General features: G+C 53.8%; 15 protein-coding genes, 1 tRNA gene and 1 pseudogene. 10 read left to right on the top strand and 7 right to left on the bottom strand.

The genetic code is table 11. The features are described 5' to 3' along the window. Positions 1-155: 155 nt before the first annotated feature. From ACZYSM_RS27880 to ACZYSM_RS27900, 5 genes are all read left to right on the top strand, one after another. Positions 156-623: a hypothetical protein gene (locus ACZYSM_RS27880; RefSeq protein ID WP_489076707.1), complete on the top strand. Its 468-nt coding sequence runs from the start codon at positions 156-158 to the stop codon at positions 621-623. Positions 624-1,038: 415 nt separating this feature from the next. Further along, positions 1,039-2,121, top strand: a complete 1,083-nt coding sequence (locus tag ACZYSM_RS27885) for an autotransporter-associated beta strand repeat-containing protein (RefSeq protein ID WP_489076709.1) — start codon at positions 1,039-1,041, stop codon at positions 2,119-2,121. After that, positions 2,025-3,023 (top strand): autotransporter outer membrane beta-barrel domain-containing protein, encoded by a 999-nt coding sequence (locus tag ACZYSM_RS27890; RefSeq protein ID WP_489076711.1) that lies wholly within the window; start codon positions 2,025-2,027, stop codon positions 3,021-3,023. Before ACZYSM_RS27885 ends, ACZYSM_RS27890 begins: the two co-directional genes overlap by 97 nt. 105 nt (positions 3,024-3,128) lie before the next feature. Then, entirely contained in the window at positions 3,129-3,758 is a 630-nt protein-coding gene (locus ACZYSM_RS27895) for a hypothetical protein (protein WP_489076713.1), read from the top strand. Positions 3,759-3,852: 94 nt separating this feature from the next. Next, positions 3,853-5,382 (top strand): Ig-like domain-containing protein, encoded by a 1,530-nt coding sequence (locus ACZYSM_RS27900; protein ID WP_489076715.1) that lies wholly within the window; start codon positions 3,853-3,855, stop codon positions 5,380-5,382. A 272-nt stretch (positions 5,383-5,654) separates the two neighbouring features. Here the strand turns inward: ACZYSM_RS27900 and ACZYSM_RS27905 are convergent, their stop codons facing one another. Then, on the bottom strand, positions 5,655-6,632 hold the full coding sequence (locus ACZYSM_RS27905) for an IS5 family transposase (RefSeq protein WP_489076717.1): 978 nt from the start codon (positions 6,630-6,632) through the stop codon (positions 5,655-5,657). 561 nt (positions 6,633-7,193) lie between these two features. Here ACZYSM_RS27905 and ACZYSM_RS27910 point away from each other — a divergent pair. Both ACZYSM_RS27910 and ACZYSM_RS27915 read left to right on the top strand, forming a co-directional pair. Further along, positions 7,194-8,384, top strand: a complete 1,191-nt coding sequence (locus tag ACZYSM_RS27910) for a hypothetical protein (protein WP_489076719.1) — start codon at positions 7,194-7,196, stop codon at positions 8,382-8,384. A gap of 135 nt (positions 8,385-8,519) precedes the next feature. Further along, the gene (locus ACZYSM_RS27915; RefSeq protein ID WP_489076735.1) at positions 8,520-8,798 is read left to right on the top strand and encodes a DUF4232 domain-containing protein; all 279 of its coding nucleotides are present in this window, start codon (positions 8,520-8,522) and stop codon (positions 8,796-8,798) included. Between the two features lie 221 nt (positions 8,799-9,019). Here the strand turns inward: ACZYSM_RS27915 and ACZYSM_RS27920 are convergent, their stop codons facing one another. The 3 genes and pseudogenes from ACZYSM_RS27920 to istA all read right to left on the bottom strand — a co-directional run bounded on the left by ACZYSM_RS27920 (position 9,020) and on the right by istA (position 12,571). Next, positions 9,020-10,045, bottom strand: a complete 1,026-nt coding sequence (locus tag ACZYSM_RS27920; RefSeq protein WP_489076721.1) for an IS110 family RNA-guided transposase — start codon at positions 10,043-10,045, stop codon at positions 9,020-9,022. Positions 10,046-10,271: 226 nt separating this feature from the next. Then, positions 10,272-11,075, bottom strand: a complete 804-nt coding sequence (gene istB / locus ACZYSM_RS27925; protein ID WP_489076723.1) for an IS21-like element helper ATPase IstB — start codon at positions 11,073-11,075, stop codon at positions 10,272-10,274. Continuing rightward, positions 11,068-12,571, bottom strand: a pseudogene (istA, locus tag ACZYSM_RS27930) (IS21 family transposase). Before istA ends, istB begins: the two are co-directional and overlap by 8 nt. 208 nt (positions 12,572-12,779) lie before the next feature. On the opposite strand from istA, the gene ACZYSM_RS27935 reads away from it, so the two are divergent. Both ACZYSM_RS27935 and ACZYSM_RS27940 read left to right on the top strand, forming a co-directional pair. Beyond that, the gene (locus ACZYSM_RS27935) at positions 12,780-12,968 is read left to right on the top strand and encodes a hypothetical protein (protein WP_489076725.1); all 189 of its coding nucleotides are present in this window, start codon (positions 12,780-12,782) and stop codon (positions 12,966-12,968) included. Between the two features lie 123 nt (positions 12,969-13,091). Further along, on the top strand, positions 13,092-14,441 hold the full coding sequence (locus tag ACZYSM_RS27940; protein WP_489076727.1) for an MFS transporter: 1,350 nt from the start codon (positions 13,092-13,094) through the stop codon (positions 14,439-14,441). A 292-nt stretch (positions 14,442-14,733) separates the two neighbouring features. Here ACZYSM_RS27940 and ACZYSM_RS27945 read toward each other — a convergent pair whose 3' ends face one another. The 3 genes from ACZYSM_RS27945 to ACZYSM_RS27955 form a co-directional block, all read right to left on the bottom strand. Next, a complete protein-coding gene (locus ACZYSM_RS27945; RefSeq protein WP_489076729.1) occupies positions 14,734-15,714 on the bottom strand; it encodes an IS5 family transposase in 981 nt (326 codons plus the stop codon). A 93-nt stretch (positions 15,715-15,807) separates the two neighbouring features. Beyond that, positions 15,808-16,515 (bottom strand): hypothetical protein, encoded by a 708-nt coding sequence (locus ACZYSM_RS27950; protein WP_489076731.1) that lies wholly within the window; start codon positions 16,513-16,515, stop codon positions 15,808-15,810. A 41-nt stretch (positions 16,516-16,556) separates the two neighbouring features. Next, on the bottom strand, positions 16,557-16,877 hold the full coding sequence (locus tag ACZYSM_RS27955; protein ID WP_489076733.1) for a hypothetical protein: 321 nt from the start codon (positions 16,875-16,877) through the stop codon (positions 16,557-16,559). 79 nt (positions 16,878-16,956) lie between these two features. Between ACZYSM_RS27955 and ACZYSM_RS27960 the strand changes: the two genes are divergently transcribed. Beyond that, positions 16,957-17,041: transfer RNA gene (locus ACZYSM_RS27960), tRNA-Leu, on the top strand. The last annotated feature ends 346 nt before the right edge of the window (positions 17,042-17,387 follow it).

Below are 17,387 nucleotides of genomic sequence, written 5' to 3' on the forward strand. Positions count from 1 at the left end.
ACAATGACCTTTCAGCCAAGCCCTTCAGGTGGAATAAGACGGCTGAATCAATCATCAGCTCTGTAAACAAAGCAAAGCTGGGGGCGATAAAGAATAAGTTATTGAATTAACCGCTCAGGACACTAGGTGGGGGGAATTTCAAACTCCGAGGTTGTATGAAGCAGACAATTGTGGCAGCGACGCTGCTGGCACTGGTCGCTATGGCCGTGTCATCGCAAGTATTGGCGGAAGAAGACTATCAAGTGTCTTTCAAGAACGATACCAGTGTAACAAAATATGTGAAAATGCTTCACTACACATGCATGTCGGAGCCGCATACGCTCGACTTGTACACTGTGCCGCCCGGTAAAACTTATGGGCCGATAACGCTGAAGGATAAGAACAGCGGCCTGGGCTGCGTGAACGGTTATAAACAGGTTAATTGGGCCGCGGCAAATTATAGCGGAGATGCGACCTCGGCGAATATTACATTCAATCATAGTAAATCTGATGGTTGGTATACAAAAATTGAGGCATCCCCTTCGGTTGCATCCGCAACTTGTAATGGACAAGACTGTTCGGCTCTTGGCACCAAGGGGGTCAATTTGAAACAGCCTTCGCCTATCATAATCACGCTGCACTAAGCTGGGCTCTCCTTTGTTGGAGTGACTAAATGTAAACCTCACGCCTGGGCGTACTTAAAGCGTCTCGGGAAGGTCTGAAGTAGCCAGCGATTTTTGATGCCCTCCTTGGTTGATGTTCAAAAAACGCTGGTCTGGTGGAAAATCAGACCTTTCCTGTTCTTAATTCATCGTTTCACCCTCGAACAACGCCTTTTCCAGGCGTTCTACCCGCATCACAGCCGCACCTCTCCCGCAACCAGTAGCCGTTTTCGCATCATCCATAGGTTCGACAGGGCAAATTTTCAACGGTAGCGCCTCGGCGGCGAATTCGATTGTGCAGCTCGATGGTGCGGCTGACGCGAACCCCGTGGGCACTCTCCACGCTACGGGTACGGCGCTGACCATCGGGGCGTTGAGTAGTGGCGGGCAGGTTGTTATGGATGGCACGCTGACCCGCCTCAACCTGGGTAGTGATGAGGCGACAGCGGCAGGCACTTACATATTCGGCGGCACTACAACGGGTTCGGCGGATCTATACAAATCGGGCGGCAACACTCAGGTGATGCAAGGCGATGCCGCGTGGGGCGGGATCAAGGACAGCTACCTCAATGGCGGTGTTCTGCAGATAACCAGGCTGACCGATTCGAGTGCATTCAACAAAACGTTCAATATCGGTAACGGCTGGCTGGATCTGTCGGGTACCTCCGCGTTTTTTGATCCGGATCACCCGGAGACTGCGGCGGACTGGGGCAATATCAAACTCCAGTACACCCCTGGTGGCACCGGCGGGGTGATCGGCTCCAACGACAATATCGATATTGCCAACGGCACTGTCGGTTATCAGATTGGTGGCGATTCCTCGCATAATGGGGCGGGGGTGTACGTCGTCAAAAAAGGGGCGGGTACCTCGACGGTGACGGCCGACAACACCTATGTAGGCAATACACAGATCGATGCCGGCACCTTGCAAGTCACGCGAGACGCCAACCTGGGTGATTCGACGGCAGAGCGTGAAGTACGCCTGCAGGGCGGGAACTTACAGATTTCGAAGGGCGCGACCGATTTTCAGTCACAGCGTGAGGTACAGGTTTCCAACAATGGCAGTGTCATTGTCGATGCGAATGTGACAGCGACACTAGGCTCGATTAAAACCTATACCAAGGATGCCAACGGGTTGACGCGCGGAGGCAACGCCGTATTCACCAAAGACGGTGCGGGGGGCTTGAGTGTTGGTGAGGTCGAGCTTACCGGCGGCCTGGTTATGGCGGGTGGCGAGCTGAGCGCTGGCGCCGGCCATATCTCAAATGCTAATAACGGGGTTGCCATTTCGGCGGCCGGGGGGGGGCTTCTCTCTCGCTGGAGCACGTGTCGGTCGATGGCACGAGCGCCGGGGTCTATACGGTTTCTTCGGCAGGCACGAGCGTGTTCAAGGCGAATGCGTCGTTGCTTAATGGCGATATTACCTCCAGCGTTGCCGGCGCCGTGGCGAATGTCGAACTGTCGGGCGGCACCGAGTTGAACGGCGTGATCACCCAGAGCAACGGCGGGCAGGTCAATGCGACCCTGGCCGATGCCTCTGCGGTTTGGAGCATGACCGGCGACTCCAATGTGCAGCAGTTGACAAACAACGGTGTGATCCAGTTCTCGGCCCCGACAATCAAGGACGGTGTGGCCCAATACAAAAGCTTGTCTGTTGCCGGAGACTATACCGGTGGCGGGACTATTGGCCTGAACACCGAGTTGGGCGCAGGCGGAGCAACACAGGCATCGAACACCGATAAAGTGATGATCAGTGGTAATGCCACGGGCACCACCACACTGCATATCACCACCACCGGAACCGGGGCGAACACCAATACGGCTAATGACAGTAAGTTTCATGCCGGGGAGGGCATCTCGGTGGCACAGGTTGGCGGGAGTGCGTCGGCGACCTCATTCAAACTCGACACAGCCTATGTTGCGAGCCCTGGCAGCCTCTACCAGTATCGTTTGTTCGGCTATGGCCCCGGTGGACCTTATGGTGCGGCAGACCCTTCGCAGAGCGGTCTCGCCGGTGGTACTACCTGGGACTACCGTTTGCAGGGGCCGATTAAACCCTCGAATTCGATGGACCTACGTACCGCCAACCGGTCTACCCTTCTCTATCGAATAACCCCAACCCACTTGTCGCATCCGGTCACGAAGGGCGGCGCCCAGTCACTCCCTATCTATTTTAGAATTCGATATTTGGAAGTTCTTCAACAATGGAGTTTCCCGAGTACCCCAAGCCTGGAACGCCTCCAGCGCACCCTTGGTTTTTTGATCTTCGAAACCATCGTGGCGTTCGGCGATCATGATGCTGTGCTTTTGAGACGCCGGGATCAAATATATGAGACGCCGCGGAGGGGTGAGCCTGCGTGGTTGCGCGATAATGGTATGTAGGGCGAAGGTTCTTTGCGGAAAAAATAGCAGTCGAGTGTGGTCGAACTGCTGTCGCTGGTCCAACATGGTATTCGTTTGTCCACTTGATCGTTAAGGAAATTCTACATGCCAGTATTGCCCATTGCGACAGAGAGAAGTGTTGGTGGAGTTATTACAAGTGCGGATATCGTTGCCACAACTACCGGCAGGATCCAAACGGCCTATTATCAGATTCTGGGGTTTGACGAGGCAAGTGGTAATACTACAGTGGGGCGGAACTCGAGCGCTGCTGGAAATAGTTCGGTTGTAGTTGGGGACGGTGCTGCAACGATAAAACTACAATCTTTGGCGATGGGTTGCGGTAGCCATGTCGCGAGCGAGAACGGTATGGCGTGTGGTTACAACGCTTTCGTGGGTGAAAGCGCTCCAAATGCTGTTGCAATTGGCTACAAGGCAAACGCGACTGGCATGAATTCGGTTGCAATCGGTGCTCTCTCGACCACTCTCGATGATTCGGGCGCGGCGATGTCCGAAGTGGTCTCGGTAGGAAGCGACAGGATACAGCGCCGTATTGTCAATCTCTCGCCGGGGAGCAACGACAACGACGCCGTAACATTACTGCAACTGAACGCCAAGCTAGAGGCCCAGAGTCAAGTAATGCTTGCTCTGTTGACGGGTGAGTTGAACTCGCTGCGGCTTGAGTGTCGTGAGTTATCAGAGAAAGTTAAGCGGTTGTCGGTAGGAAAGTCGGATTAGTAAAGGCCATTCTCTTCTCCAGAATTCTTCAACGTTGCAAAAGAGTTCTAGAAAGAGGGGGCGAGGTCGTATGCCATACACGGGAGATAAAGGCATGGTTCTAGATTCTGTTGCTCTGCAAATGAAAGTGGTGTTGGAGCCTTCCGGAGCGTACGGGGATAATCAACCTGCTGACGGAAAGACGCCGGATATTGCCAAGGCAACATTGCCTGTGAGCGTTCCACAAGACGCAAGCGTGTTGTTTTCGATCTTGACGGCCGGCTGTGTCTTTGTTGGCACCGGTGGCACAATCGGTGACAAGGGGGCAACGTTTACCAAGGTGGCAGTTAATGGTGTTGCCGATGATGTTGAGTTCACAAGTAGCGGAGCCACGTTCGTTGAATTGTCCGCTCAAGTGATAGACCAACCGGTTACGCAGTCCACGGCCGAGTTCTTTTTTACGCAGGTTCCAGCCGAATTGGACTTGCAGCCACCGACCGCAACGGCAGTCGCGGATGCTAGCGATGTGGTTGTCGTGACGGCTACGGTGGTCGACAGTCAGAAAAAGCCGATCAAAGATGTTGAGGTTACCTTTTCTGTAACCGGGGGCGGGACTCTCTCATCAGGCTGCGGGCGTACCAATGGTCTTGGCCGAGCGACGACTAATGTTACAAGCGGCAACGCGGGGACCTCGACGGTGACTGCGCAATGTTCGGATGTGGTGCCGCAAAATATGATCATTCAATTTACGGCGGTTTCCCATGACCCTGATCACATTGGGTTAACATCGGAGCCGCCGTACGCTCTTGCCAATTCTCAGGATAAGATCATGGTGACGGCGACCGTTTATGATGCCCAAAATGGCGTCATACCGAATGCAAATGTGACGTTCAGTATAACGTCTGGAACTGCCGTTGTTAGCCCAACCAATGTTACTGCCGCGAATGGCGCAGCAATCACCTATGTGACAAGTGGATTGACCGGCACCCCTCAACTCAAAGCGACTAGTGGCAACGCGGCGCCGAGCTTTATTTCTCTCGATTTCCGTAAGCCAGAAGCCGGTAGCATCCAGCTTGTCGTAAATCCTAATCCAGCGACACCGGGTTGGCATCAGCCGAAAGTGGCGTTTACAGCAACGGTGACTGACACCTCCGGCGTAAAACTCCAAGCAGGGACAGTAGCCTTTTCGGATAACTCAGATGGTTCGTTGGTTGATGATCTGGTTAGCTGCAATTCAATCAATGGCTCGCATAGCGAGATTAATAACGGAATCGCGATGCAGCAGGCTGCGAGCTTTTCGAAGGGGCAATTTGCTGTTATCGCAACATGCGACGGTAAAAGCAGCTTACCTACGACAGTGTGCTTCCAGTATGGGCTAACGATCACTTATGCGCCGGTGCAATTGGGTGTAGACTGTTCCGACACGGTGTCCGGCTCCTATGATGGAGGGGCAGGGAAGGAATTGACTGTATCTACAGAAACAGGCCTTTCGGCGCCTGGGACCTGCACCACAACGACAAATGGGGTGTTTTCCTTTAAGGTCACAGGGAAAAACGGCGGATGGACCGGATCCGGTTCCGAGTCGTTTGTGTGTGTATCGGATGGGATGAGTTCCGTTAGCCGGAATATATTTATATTCAAATAGCAACAACCTGAATATATGCGTAACAAGAGCCTAGGGAAGGTCTGAAGTAGCCAGCGATTTTTGATGCCCTCCTTGGTTGATGTTCAAAAACGCTGGTCTGGTGGAAAATCAGACCTTTCCTGTTCTTAAGGAAGGTCTGAAGTACCCACCGGTTTTTGATGCCCTCGCTGCCTGAGGTTCAAAAAATGCTGAGTCGGTCGAAAACAGACCTTTCCTGTTTTTAACTCATGGTTTTTCCTCTGATCGCTGTGCTCCAGGGTGATCAGCCCGCATTACAGACGCACCTCTCCCGCATTCAACAACCGCTTTCGCACCATCCACAGGTTCGACAAGGCGAACAAGGTTGTCTGTTGAGCGATGTTTTTCGACAAGCCACGAAAGCGTACTTTCGTGTAGCCAAACTGGCGCTTGATCACGCGAAAGGGATGTTCCACCTTGGCCCGCACTTGCGCTTTGGCGTATTCGATCTTGTGTCGCATGCGCCCGATCAAGCTCTTTTTCGCGTGCTTTTTATAGCTGCTTGGACGCGCGGCAATTGACCAGATCATCTTGCGTTCCTGATGCTCCGGCCGCTTGTCTACTCCGGTGTAACCCGCATCACCGCACACATAAGTTTCCTCGCCGTGCAGCAACTGATCGACCTGCGTCACATCCGCCACATTCGCCGCCGTGCCCACCAGGCTGTGCACCAGGCCGGATTCGGCATCGACGCCGATGTGCGCTTTCATACCAAAAAAGTACTGATTTCCTTTCTTCGTCTGATGCATTTCCGGGTCGCGCTTGCCGTCCTTGTTCTTGGTCGAACTCGGCGCATGAATGATCGTCGCATCAACCACGGTGCCTTGACGCAACATCAGGCCACGGTCGCTGAGATAGCCGTTGATGACTTGCAAAATCCCGCCCGCCAACTCATGTTTTTCCAGCAGGCGCCGAAAATTGAGGATTGTCGTTTCATCGGGAATCCGATCCAGATGCAGCCCGGAAAACTGGCGCAGAATCGTGGTCTCGTAAAGGGCCTCTTCCATCGCCGGATCGCTGTCGCCGAACCAGTTCTGCATCAGATGAACCCGCAACATGGCCATCAACGGATACGCCGGACGACCACCTTCGCCCTTCGGATAATGCAGCTCGATCAAGGCAATCAAACCCTTCCAGGGCACGACCTGATCCATCTCGATCAGGAAGCGCTCGCGGCGGGTCTGCTTACGTTTGCCGGCATACTCGGCATCGGCGAAGGACATTTGTTTCATCGGGGCTCAACCATCGTGTTCGGATCAGGCGGCTATTTCACCAAATCTGGAAGTCTTTTTCAGAGTTTCCCTTGCGTTCGGTTGATGACCAGCATGGCTCTATTCCTCGAAAATAATAGAGCTAAATAACCTCCCGAAATACGTTGTCTCGAAATCTACGAGGTTGCTCCCTCTGACACCTCATCTATTGTTCCTGGCGTCTCGGCGCGTGAAAGGGGCGGGCTCCAGGAGTGGCTCCGGGAGATGGCAGAACAGTTGCGGGCATGGTGCTAATTGATCGGCTGCGGCACGGTGAGGTGCGTGAATTGCACCGTTGCAACCTGGTGCTCGGCCGGAGGTCGCTCTTGCAAGCGGCGCAGCGATCAATCGATGAGATAAATGGATTAATTATATGAGACAGCGTGAGGAGCTGGTCAGCATTGAAATAGTGTTTCCTATAAACAAGTCGCGGACGGATTATATTCGTAGTCGCGACGAGGTTATCAATGGTCATAGTCGATAGAACTTTACCCGGTCAGAGTTAACTCAGTCGATATAACATCATCAATGGAGCTGCTGATAATGAATAATACAATAAAATACGGCGATGCTATTGCACTGCAAAACAACTATCGCAACGGGGGCTGGGAGGGTGGCTTTTTAGCCACGTCCACGCCTGATACTACGCCTTATTCAAAGTTTAACACCATCACGGTAGACTCTCCGACTCTACGCGGTGAAAAAATCTTGAAAAGCGCAGTTGGTATGTGGCGCGTCCTCTCCGGTCAAGGTAAGCCCCTGGGTACAGAAATACAGAATAATGACATTATACTGCTAAAAGGCTTGAACGAATGTGATGGTGGCTTGCTCGCTGTGTATGGAGATGTCAATCTGGCGGGAGTACTGTATAGAGTAAATACCTCTCTTCTTGATCCAGCTACAGCCCCCGCGCTTAACTGGAAAATCATTCTGAAGACTAATTCTCCAGACGCGAAAATCAGAGAAAATGATCCTGTTTCCCTTATCAATCAATATCAACCCGGCACCAGCTTTCTTAGTACAGCTTATGAAGACAATAATCCTAATGAAAAGTATTTTGTATACACATCGGTTGACGTTAACCGAAAAGAAAATACGGGTTACTGGAGATTTAGTCTGGTAGCGCAAGATCCATGTCCCGATGACGTGAAAAATCCGACCATTACCGTTGGCGGCGGTGTCCCTATCGGAGGCGGCACAACTGACAACGGTGGTATCACGGTTGGCGGCGGCGTCCCTATTGGGGGCGGCAAAACTAACAATGGCGGTGTCCCTATCGGCGCCGGCGTACAACCAGTAGGCGGCACGACTGACAACGGCGGCGTCCCTATCGGTTCCGGCGTACAACCAGCCGGCGGTAACAACACGGCGGGTGATACAAGTCCACGCTGGCTTCCAATTCCCGTCAACACTCAGTTCACAGTGACGCTGATTAACAACGAGAAATGGGTGAGAACCGCAAAACTGAATATTGATGGCAAAGAAGAGTCAATGGATGTTCAGGGCAACAAAGCGGTCTCGAAAGCGTTCACCACAAAAACCGGCGAAGTGTCTATTTTGATGTTCGATAGTCAGAGTGGTGCCATGCGTACGCCATTGAATATTGCTGTTTCGCCGCTGGGTGCGCAGGGATCAACAGTGACGTTCGGCGCGGAGAAGCCGAAGGACGAAACGCTGCCAGCGTATATGGATGTTTTTGTGCATATCGACTGGGCGACACATATCACTAACTAATAAGTAAAAATCATATCAGCCTGGAAGGTGAGGCCGTTCCAGGCTGATTTTTCTCTACCTGTTAATAGATGGCAGTGCTGGGCGACCTTATTGGGGGATAAAATGAAAACGTTATCGCGATTATGCGCCTGGCCAATGGTGGGGCTGCTGACGGCTATAGTGCTGTCTGCCCCCGTATATGCAGCGTATACCCATAAGTGTCAAGTCCATCAGTTGGAGGCTCGCTTCGATGACCGTGATGGTCTGTTTGACGGTATGTCACAACGTGGCATTCTCCTGGTTTTGCGTAATAAAGGAACTCGTACCTGCCAGCTCGACGCCCTGCCTACGTTGGCGTTTGAAGGGGCTGGAGGTCGGCGATTGTTGGCGCTGATTGAAATCTATGGTCACCCCCATTTTTGCAATACTGATTAACGGGCGCAGTGGTTGGCTTGCTTAAATCTATCCGGCGTCTATCTGGGGCAGGCCCCGCGCCACGATGAGAATCGCGCCTGACGATCCTGAAAAACTGAGCGGCTTCTAAAAGCCTTTTTCAATCGCAGGTTCTTCGCCAGGTCGGTAGGCCGTTCACGTCATTCGTTGTTCAGCTATCGCAAACCTGAAGGGTGAAGCGTGGTACTGCAACAACCGCAGAGTCAGGCGCTCAAGGCGTCTGTCCCTGCGTCAAACTCAGTATGCCGGGTCGCTATTGCCCAGGCGATGCGCGCTAGTTTGTTGGCCAAGGCACAGGCCACCACATTGGAGTGTCGTCGGCCGAGCAATGAACGAACCCAGTTGGCCAGTGCTCCATGCTGATACTCCAATCGTTGCATGTAGACCCTAGCGCACAGAACCAACAGTCGTCTGAGGTTCTTGTCACCGCGCTTACTAATCCCCAGCAGATTGGTCTTGCCGCCGGTGCTGTACTGCCTGGGCACCAGGCCCACGGAGGCGGCGAAATCGCGACTGCATTTGTACTGTTGACCATCACCCATTTCGATAGCCAGCAGGCTGGCGGTGATCGGGCCGATACACGGCATGCTCAGCAAACGACGCCCCAGATCATCGTCGGCCAGTTGGCCCTCCAGCTCTTTATCCAACTCCTTGATCTGCTCATCCAGATAAACGAAATGGTCGTGCAGGCGCTGCAACAACACCGTCAGCCGAACGGGCAACTCATGCTCGGCCAAAACACTTGCCAAGCGCTTCATGATCGCCAGTCCCTTGGGCAAGCTGATGCCGAACTCCAGCAGAAAACCGTGCATCTGGTTGACCGCTTTGGTGCGGTCGCGTACCAGTGATTCACGCAGGCGGCGCAGAACGGAAAGGGTTTGCTGTCCTTCGGTTTTAGGTGAAACGAAGCGCATCGAAGGACGCGAGGCGGCTTCGCAAATGGCTTCGGCATCGACGAAATCGTTTTTGTTGCTTTTGACGAAGGGGCGGACGAATTGCGGGGAAATTAGCTTGGCCTGATGCCCCATGGCCATCAGCTGGCGAGCGACAAAATGCACTCCGGCACAGGCCTCCATCACCACGGTGCAGGCCGGTAGGTTGCCAAAGAAGCGCGTCATTTGCTCGCGTGAGAGCTTCTTGTGAAATACCTCTCGACCTACTTTATCCTGGCCGTGCAGGTGAAAACTGTGTTTGCCGAGATCGATACCAATCAGCGTTGACTCGCTCATGACGATGGCCTCCAATGACAAAATACCCTGCGAAAGCGTAGCCCTCGCAGGGTACCGGGGGTGACCATCTCATTAACTGACCCACCCTGCCGATTGAAAACTGACCTAGGGCGGATTGCTGATTTTTGCATCAGCAATTGTGGATAAGCTTAGCAGCAGCGTTCCACTGACATCGGCACTAAGCCCCACCGCATGCAGGCATGCGGCAGGGTATTCCCGGTGTAGATCAAAACGGTTCATCGTCCTCTGCACCGTCATCGTCCTTGCGCTTTCGCTCACGTGATTTGATCTTTGTCTGGGCGACCAAGCTGCTGTGTTGCAGGCGGTAGGACTCGTTGCCTGTTTCGACGATATGGTAGTGGTGTGTCAGCCGATCCAGCAACGCCGTGGTCATCTTGGCGTCGCCGAACACACTCGACCATTTCGAGAAACTGAGGTTGGTCGTGATGACCACACTGGTGTGCTCGTATAGCTTGGACAGCAGATGAAATAACAGGGCACCACCATTCTGGCTGAAGGGCAAATACCCCAGTTCATCGAGTATCACCAGGTCTGTGCGACGCAGCCCTTGAGCGATTCGGACTGCCTTACCCTCGTATATTTCGCGCTCCAGCAAATTGACCAGATCCACCGTGGAGTAGAAGCGCACGCGTTTGTTATGCGTTGAGATCCCGGACACGGCCAAGGCGGTGGCCAGGTGTGTTTTGCCTGTTCCAGGCCCGCCGATGAACACGACATTCTGCGCGGTATCGGTGAACTTCAAGCTGGACAGATCCCTGACCAAGCGGGCGTCTGCGCTGGAAGCGCTGAAGTCGAAGCCTGCCAAATCACGATGCATGGGGAGTTTGGCCATGTTCATTTGATGATTCACAGACCGTACGGCGCGATCTGCATGTTCCTGTTGAAGCAGATGTTCGAGCAGCCATTTTGACGACGCCGTCGAGGCTTCTCCTTGGGAAGCCAGTTCCTCCCAGGCGCTGGCCATGCCATGCAGACGCAGTTCTTTGAGTTCCGCCATAAGATCACGCATTGCGAGGCTCCTCATCGGTGGTACGGAGTCGGTCGTAGCGCGCCGTGTTGGCGACAGGAGCTACCTTGAGTTGAAGGCTGGTCTCGGCGGACGGAGGTGCTGCTGTCGATGTCAGTCGAGCCAGGACATTCAGGATGTGGTCAGCGCTCAAGCTGCCTGATTCAAGTACCAACTCCACAGCCACCAACACGGCATCGATCCCGGCGATGGGAACAGCTGCCAGTACCTGCGCCATGACTCGATCACCATTGGTGTGCCGTCTCAGGCCGCGCTTGAGAAGCAGTAACGGCTTCGGCAGATCGGCAAATGGAGTGCCATTTCGCAGCGCTCCGGGCTTGCGTTCGATAAGCGGGATGTAATGTTGCCAATCAAAACTGAGCTGATCTCGATCAAAGAGGCGTTCGTGACTGGCAATCATCGTTTCATCGGCGATGACCACCACCCGAGAGGGATACAGACGGCTGCTGACCCACTGACCGACCCGCTCACAAGGCACCGAGTAGCGATTTCGCGCCACGCTAATCAGACAGGTGCTGGAGACCCGCACGGTGTGTTCGACATAGCCGTCAAAGGCAGTGGGCATTGGCATCATTTCCACCCGTTCCAGTTCCAGGACGTCCGCCACCGTCAGCCCTTTGTACTGCGGGTGCAGCAGCTCGCTCCAGAGCGCACGACAGCGTTGTCCGAGCCAGACATTCAGTTCTTCGAAGGTGTGGAACATGCAATCTTGAGCATCGAGCCAGATGCGTCGCCGGCTGTCTTGGACGTTCTTTTCGACGATGCCTTTTTCCCAGCTCGAGGCGACGTTGCAGAAATCCGGATCAAACAAATAGTGCGCACACATCACGGCAAACCGAGCATTGACCGTGCGGCCCTTACCCTTGTTCACCTTGTCGACAGCGGTCTTCATGTTGTCGTAGATGCCGCGACGCGGCACCCCACCTAACGCGCCAAACGAGCGGGTATTGGCATCGAACAACATCTCGTGGCCTTGGCTGGGGTATGCAACCAACCAAAATGCGCGACTGGCGCACAGCTTCATATGCGAGACTTGAATGCGTCGAAACAGGCCGCCGATCAGCAAGCCTTCCTCGCTCCAGTCGAACTGAAAGGCCTCGCCGAGTGCGAACGTCAACGGTACAAAGGCACGTAAGGATTTGCCTTGCTCGCCGTGCCACGAGCGTATGAAGGCTGTGAGCTGGCTGTAGCCGCCGTCGTAACCGTCAGCCTTGATCAGCTCAAAGAGTGCTTTGGCGCTCCTGCGATTGTGCTTTGCCCGAAACGAATCGGCCTTGAGCGCCTGCTCCAGCGTCTGGTGAAACGGACTGAGTTTGTTGACGGCTGCGCAGCGCTGGTAGGTACGCCGGCTGAGTTGCTTCGGGTGCTCTGACCCATTTTCGGATGGTGTTTCTCGACAGCCCGGTGCGCTTGGCTATCTGATGCAGCGACAGCTTGTCGCGAAAATACATCCTCCGAATTTTGCCCATCATTTCCATGCTGATCACCCTGTGTTCTCCTGCTCAAAAATTGAGCAGAAGCAGTTGAACACCTGGGTCAGTTTTCGGTCGGCAGAACAGCCTTTACTGGGTCAGTTTTCGGTCAGCGGCAACACGGCGATTATCTGTTGAGCGCCGGGTCCCGCACGGAATGCACCCCGGACCGGTATTGCTACCGGTCATGGTCGCCCCCGGGGTTGAGGTCGCCATGCTATTGCGCTGGGTTTCTGCGGATGTCTATCCGGGAGGCAATTGTTTGGCACCGGAGATCGCGATGCTGGAGTTGCCAGAGGGGGTGCAGCGGTTGCCTTTTGGTCTGCGGATGTGTGCAGAATCAGGCTCCTCCAATTTTTTCGACCAGACACCACTTGGACTTGTACCGGATGAAATCGAATGAGGTAGGTAGCAGCGCTCTGGTAGTTTTTTCTTGTTGGTGGCATGCTCCCGACAGTTGGGTTGAAGGGCTGGGCCATGGGAAGGGTCACCAAGTCGTTTTGCTACAGCGACCACTGACTGCTCGATGCCGGCGGAGCCCTTGAGGCAGCGTGTTTTCGCCTACCACTTTACAGGGACGTTTATGAAAAGTGCTTCGATTCCGTCATCATCGCTGGAATACGTTCAACCCGACGCGGCTGGCAAGGTGCGCCGAGTAGTGTTGGCCTCATCTTTGGGTAACACCCTGGAGATATATGACTTTACGGTCTACAGTTTTTTCGCCGTTATAATTGGTCAGTTATTTTTTCCCGCAGACTCTTCCTTGGCTTCCTTGATGATGGCGTTGTTGACCTTCGCCGCGGGTTTTCTCATGAGGCCGCTCGGAGCCGTGCTGATTGGCCGGTTCGCAGATTGTTATGGGCGCAAACAGGCTTTGTCCCTGACCATCGCTTTGATGACGGTGGGCACGGGAATTATCGCCTTCACTCCGACTTATTCCAGTATCGGCAGCTTGGCCACCATACTTCTGGTGCTGGGGCGGCTGCTCCAGGGATTCTCCGCCGGCGGTGAAGTGGGCGCTGCTTCCGCTTTTATGATGGAGTCCGGTCGCACCGAAAGTCGTTGCTACATGGTGTGTTGGCAGGGCGCAAGCCAGGGGATTGCCGCGCTGCTGGGAGCGTTTTCCGGATTGGTGCTGACGACGATGTTGCCGGAACAGGTGCTGTACAGTTGGGGTTGGCGGGTCCCGTTCATCATAGGACTATTGATTGGTCCCGTGGGGTGGTACATCCGTAAACATCTGGATGAAACCCATGAAAATCGCGACAACCCCATGCTGTTTCGCGATTTTGTGCGTCGGCATGCTCGTACTTTGGGTTTGGGCATTTTGATCATGGCGAGTTCGACGGTGAGCTTCTACATGGTGGTGTTCTACATGCCGACGTACCTGACCCGAATATTGCATTACCCCAGCAGCCTTGCCTTTTTTCTGGTGGTGTTTGCCTGCATATTGCTCGTTGTCATCCCGCCTTTGGCCTCGCGTTTCGCTGACCGGATGCCGAGGCGTAAACCGCTGCTGTATTGGTCCTGTAGCTTGCACGCGGTGCTGGCGTACCCTGCGTTCATGCTACTCGATCAGCAAAGCACACTGCTCAGCCTGCTGGCAGTATCGATACTGATTTTGCCAGTAGCCGTCAGCAGCGGTGCCGGGTTGACGTTGCTGATGGAAGCTTTCTCCCGCGATGATCGGGTAACAGGTGTTTCGATCATTTACAGCTTTGGCGTGACGTTATTTGGTGGGTTTTCTCCGCTGTTGGTGACGTGGTTGATTGCGGTGACGGGCAATCCACTGGTTCCCGCCTGGTACCTGTGTGCCGCGATCATTGTGAGTGGTGTATCCCTGCGCTTCTATCCCGAGCATCGAGGACGTCCCTGACTCAGAGTGGTGTTCAGATGGCCATGAACAACAGAGCATATGCATTCGAGAGATCGAGTTGGCGGCAACTCGGCAACAGTCTGCTCACTAAGCGTGAGACGCAAGGACCAATCATATGAGGCACGGTGATGGGGGTTGGCTGTTTGGTGGTGGTATTATCGGCCTAGGGCAGCTCCGATCAACTTGCCGCATCTGCGCGGCAAGTTGAAAAAAACCACGACGATCAGCGCTAACTATCGCGAAACGCCCTGTGTGCAACGATTGGTTGGGCTTGTCAGCCCATTTCTCCGTGTTACACGCGTAACTCGCCCATACCCATCAGCTGTTTTCGAGCCATCCACAGGTTTGATAGAGCGAACAGCGTGGTTAGCTGAGCGGTGTTCTTCATCAGTCCGCAAAAACGCACTTTCACATAACCAAATTGACGCTTGATCCCCCAAAATGGATGTTCAACCTTGGCCCGCGTCTGGGCTTTGAGGCACTCAATTTTGCGCTTGACTTTATAAAATACGCTGCGCTGACTCAGCCTGGAGTAGGTGCTGCGCCGAGCTGCAATCTGCCAAACCACCTCGCGACTCTTATGCTCTTCGCGCTTTTCGACACCGGTGTAGCCCGCATTGGTATAGACCGCGTTTTCCTCGCCGTGAAGTAGTTCTGCAAGCTGGGTGACATCGGCTACATTCGCCGCCGTGCCGTGAACGTGGTGAACCAGCCCAGACTCAACGTCGGCACTGATATGGGCCTTCATTCCAAAGAAATACTGGTTACCTTTTTTGGTTTGGTGCATCTCTGGATCGCGTTTACCGTCCTCGTTTTTTGTCGAGCTGGGCGCGTGAATGATCGTCGCATCGACGATGGTGCCTTGGCGTAGAGAAAGGCCTTTTTCCTGCAAATAGCCGTTGATGACAGCGAGGATCGCAGGGGCCAACTTATGCTTTTCCAGCAGGTGCCGAAAGTTCATGATCGTAGTGTCTTCGGGGATCGGCGCGCTCAGGGATCGGCGCGCGAACTGGCGCATGGGCGTGATTTCATACAGCGCCTCTTCCATCGCCGGGTCGCTCAGGGAGAACCAGTTTTGCAACAGATGAATGCGCAGCATGGTGTCCAGCGGATAGGGTTTGCGACCACCGCCTGCCTTCGGGTAATACGGTTCGATCAGCTTCAGTAGACCGTTCCAGGGCACAACCTGATCCATCTCGGCGAGAAACCGTTCGCGACGAGTTTGCTTACGTTTGCCGGCGTATTTGAAGTCGGAAAAGCTCATCTGGCTCATGAAGGGCTCGGGTCAGGTGATGAGACTGTATTTCAGCACGTTTGGGGGCTTGTTCGGAGTTTCCCTAAGCCCTTAATCTCCAAAGTCCTAGCGTCACAAATGCAGGGAAACAAACTCGTACTCCTGTTGCCTTTTTCGGTTGAGATTCAGGGGCTGGCCTGGGATGTACTCAACATACAGTCTTGATGGCTTATTGCTGGCGCCTTTGTAGGTTAGGTCGATGCCAAGCATGATTTCCAAGGCTTTCAGGATTTCTTGTGTGTCCCGGTCGAGGCGCCAGTTATTTGATTTGATCTTGATTGGGATTCTCCGCGCGCCGCCTGCGAAGTTGAGGTAGAAATATCGGAGTCGTTCAGATCTTTGATGTTCATCTTGATCTCTTCGAGCAATTTCGATCTGAAGTTCAAAAAAAGTTTCTGGGTCATACGATATCCCCTCTTGGGTTATGAGCTTTTGCCAGGTTAGGCGAGAGCGTTTGAGCTGGCGTCCGCTGATGTATTTGCCGTCAAATTCATAGGAGATGCCTTTGGGTTGGCCTTCGTCGTTGAGTGTGAGATGCAGGTATATTTTTTGCTTTCTGAGCGCGCTGACGAAGTCAAACATGTCGCCGCTGATCGAGTTGGTATGCTCGATTGCGCCTGCGATTTTGGCGATCATTTTGTGTTTGAGGGGGAGGCCGTTGTCACGAATCGAGGCTTGGAGCTGAGCGTGGGTGCCCGTTACGCCCCAAGTGTCTTTCGGCCTTGGGGCTTTTCTGAGCTGGTACATATCCTCAATGTCGGAGACTGAGTCCATGCTCACGCTGCGCTCATTACTGTCCTTTACCATCGGAAACCCTTCATCTAGCGAGATCCGGTTGGCGACGATGTGGACAAGGATTTGACGATTTTTTCCTTCAGCATCGCCTCCAGATTGGTGTACACCGACAAGGCTTTTTCCCTTATCAGAGGAATCTTTGTGGTGCGTTTGTCGTATGCGTCGAGCTTGATTCGATGGTCTCTGCCCTTGAATTTGCGCACCACAAAAAAGGTTTTACCGCCTGCTTTGGTGACCCGGATGGCCAGGCCTTTGATTTCCGTGTCGTACACCAGGATGTCGGCTTTGCCGTACGGGCACGTCAGGTCGTCCAATGCGGACTTGGTAAAATTGATTTTCATGGCCATAAGGGGTGCCTCATTTCCTAAGTGATTGATTCTGGTTTTGTTTTAGGGTTAAATCAGCGCCTGCTTTTGCATTTCCCATGCCCCGATGGTGAAATTGGTAGACACATCAGACTTAAAATCTGCCGCCGCAGGGCGTGCCGGTTCGATTCCGGCTCGGGGCACCACTTCAAAATCCGCTGCATCTTCCCAATCCCATCCCTGTCACTAGCGTCTAAGCGACTCTGGTGTATTTTGCCGTCTGAGATTTGGCATCCAGCACTTTAAATTTGGTCGCTAGCTTGGGAGCTATTTGGGAGCCGACTTGTGAGCTTTGCTGGTAGCTTTCGTCATTCTTGGCATGCCCAGCTCAGCTTTCACCCGCGCTTGATTGCCAGCCAAGAATGTGCGTATTTCGGTCCATCGTGACCGTCCGTTTCGGTACATCGTGACCGACCATTTCGCTAACGCGTGACCGCTCATTTCGCTAACAACGTGACCGATTTTCCGCCTGTTCCGAAACAGCCGGTCACG

The sequence above is a fragment of the Pseudomonas sp. F220 genome (assembly GCF_057813935.1).